4 protein-coding genes are annotated in these 2,202 nt (G+C 68.3%); 3 read left to right on the top strand and 1 reads right to left on the bottom strand.

Going from position 1 to position 2,202, the window contains the following annotated elements; translation table 11 throughout:
* The first annotated feature begins 193 nt into the window (after nt 1-193).
* On the top strand, nt 194-418 hold the full coding sequence (locus FXN61_RS48945) for a hypothetical protein (protein WP_167980568.1): 225 nt from the start codon (nt 194-196) through the stop codon (nt 416-418).
* On the opposite strand, the gene FXN61_RS48940 is transcribed toward FXN61_RS48945, so the two are convergent.
* Complete coding sequence (locus FXN61_RS48940; RefSeq protein WP_167980567.1) at nt 413-571, bottom strand: hypothetical protein; 159 nt, start codon at nt 569-571, stop codon at nt 413-415. The two genes, FXN61_RS48945 and FXN61_RS48940, sit on opposite strands and share 6 nt — an antisense overlap.
* Before the next feature lie 53 nt (nt 572-624).
* On the opposite strand from FXN61_RS48940, the gene FXN61_RS48935 reads away from it, so the two are divergent.
* The gene (locus tag FXN61_RS48935) at nt 625-1,305 is read left to right on the top strand and encodes a haloacid dehalogenase type II (RefSeq protein ID WP_167980566.1); all 681 of its coding nucleotides are present in this window, start codon (nt 625-627) and stop codon (nt 1,303-1,305) included.
* 90 nt (nt 1,306-1,395) lie between these two features.
* The coding region (locus FXN61_RS48930) for an NAD(P)/FAD-dependent oxidoreductase (RefSeq protein ID WP_167980565.1) at nt 1,396-2,202 on the top strand (807 nt) is incomplete at its 3' end.

Genomic DNA, 2,202 nt, shown 5'->3' with positions numbered 1-2,202 from the left:
CATGCTCCTCGTCACGCACGAGATGGGGTTCGCCCGCGACGTCGCCGACGAAGTGCTGTTCATGGACGGCGGAGTCGCGGTGGAACGCGGTGACGCGCGTGAGGTGCTGGCCAACCCTCGCGAGAAGCGCACCCAGGAATTCCTGGAAAGGGTGTTGTGAACCTTTCAGACTGGAACGCGAAGGCGACGCCTTGTGCGCGGCCGTCCCCCGGACGACGCTGCGCACCTCGTCGTCCACGCTGACGAGCCCTCCGGAACGGCACTGCGGCTGACCGACCTCATCGGGCACGACGAAGCGGGTGACGCGGCGGGCATCACACGAACGCCAGGCCGCGCTGCCCGGCAGCCGCTGTGCGGCGTCCCCGCGCAGTTCGACGTGCAGGCCGACGCGGCCCCGGCAGCTGCGCGGCCGTCATGAGCTGTACGCGAACCTCAGCCCGTAGGCGTTGACGACGGCACGAGGAATCGGAACAGCCGGTGCAACTGCCTCGCTCACAGCGCTCCGGCCCTCGTCGGTGACCAGGCCGTTCGCCCACGACGCCCCCTTCGAGGACGCGGCGTTGACAGCCATCCTCAGATAGTCGACAATCGACAATCCGTCGATGGTCTACTGCTGGAGGAATCGTGGTGTTCGCGCACAAGCCGAAGTTCGTCTCGTTCGACATGAACGGGACGCTGATCCACTTCCGCATCAACGAGGTGATTCCGCGGGTTCTGGGTGACCGGCTGCCGATGGAGCTCACGGCCGAGTTCCTGCGGACCGGGAACCAGTTCCGCATCGATGAGTGCATGGGTGACTGGAAGCCGTTTCACCAGGTCGTGGCCCGTTCGCTGGAGCGGACGATGCGCTGGTTCGGCTTGGAGTACCGCGAGGGCGATGGTGAGGCGGTGTACGCCGAGATCCCCACCTGGGGCCCGTTCCCCGGCGTCAGCGAGGCACTGCGGCGCGTGGCCGAGCAGTACCCGCTGGTGATCGTGACGAACTCCGACGACGCGCACGCGCCGCGGCTGGTGGAGAACCTCCAGGCCCCGATCGAGGTCGTGATCACCTCCGAGCAGATGGGCGTCTACAAGCCACGGCTGCGCGCGTTCGAGTACCTGCTGGACAAGCTCGGCGTGGCACCCGACGAGATCGTGCACGTCTCGGCGAGCCCGAAGTACGACCTGCGCGCCGCGGCCGACCTCGGCATCAAGCACACGGTGTTCATGGACCGCGGCTACGAGCCCGAGCACCCGTGGCTCGGCTACCAGCGGATCACCGACATCGCCGACCTCCCCGTCCTTCTTGGCCTGCCCCGCCCTTGACGGGAGGGGGGAGCACCGCATCACCGACAAGCGGACGACGGTGCTGACGCGCTCGAAAGCGACCGATCACAACGGCAGGAGAGAACGGCGATGAAGTTCACCCCTTACTGGCTGGATACCGCCCCGGAGGGCCCCGACCGGTCGCGGACGGACATCGGTGGCCACGTCGACGTGGCGATCGTCGGAGCGGGCCTCACCGGCCTGTCAGCGGCGTTGCATCTGGCGCGCAAGGGCGCCAACGTGCAGGTCTTCGAACAGGAGACGGTCGGCTGGGGCGCGTCGGGCCGCAACGGCGGTATGGCCACCGTCGGACTGTCGATCGGCGTTCGCGACGCGGTCGCCCGCTACGGGCCGGACGCCGCGAAGGCGTACCTCCTGACCTATCACGACGCGGTCGACACCATCGAGAAGCTGGTCGGCGACGAGGGAATCGACTGCGACTTCGCCCGCACGGGCAAGCTGAACCTCGCGTCCAAGCCGGCTCACTTCGACGGCCTGCGCAAGACCTACGAGGTGCTGTCCGGGCTCGGCTTCGAGTCCCGCCTGGTGTCCAGGAACGACCTCCGGTCGGAGATCGGCTCCGACCAGTTCCACGGCGCGATGGTCGACGCCAAAAGCGCGGGCCTGCACGTCGGCAAGTTCACCAAGGGGCTCGCCGAGGCGGCCGCACGGGCCGGCGCCACGATCCACGAGAAGGCGCCGGTCGAGCAGGTCCGGCGGCTGGGTGGCACGAAGCACGAGCTGGTCACCGCGAGGGGCACCGTCCAGGCCGATCGCGTCCTCGTCGCGACCAGTGGCTACACCGGCCGGCCGTTCCGCTGGCTGCATGTCAGGATCGCCCCCGTCGGCAGCTTCATCATCGTGACCGAACCACTGGGCGAGGACGTCTGCGACGAG

The sequence above is a fragment of the Lentzea indica genome (assembly GCF_012184385.1).
Taxonomy (GTDB): domain Bacteria; phylum Actinomycetota; class Actinomycetes; order Mycobacteriales; family Pseudonocardiaceae; genus Lentzea; species Lentzea indica.
This window is presented reverse-complemented; position numbering and strand designations above follow the sequence as displayed.

Excerpts from the sequence above, each read along its gene's own strand:
- FXN61_RS48940 (WP_167980567.1), bottom strand. The coding sequence starts at position 571 with ATGGCTGTCAACGCCGCGTCCTCGAAGGGGGCGTCGTGGGCGAACGGC.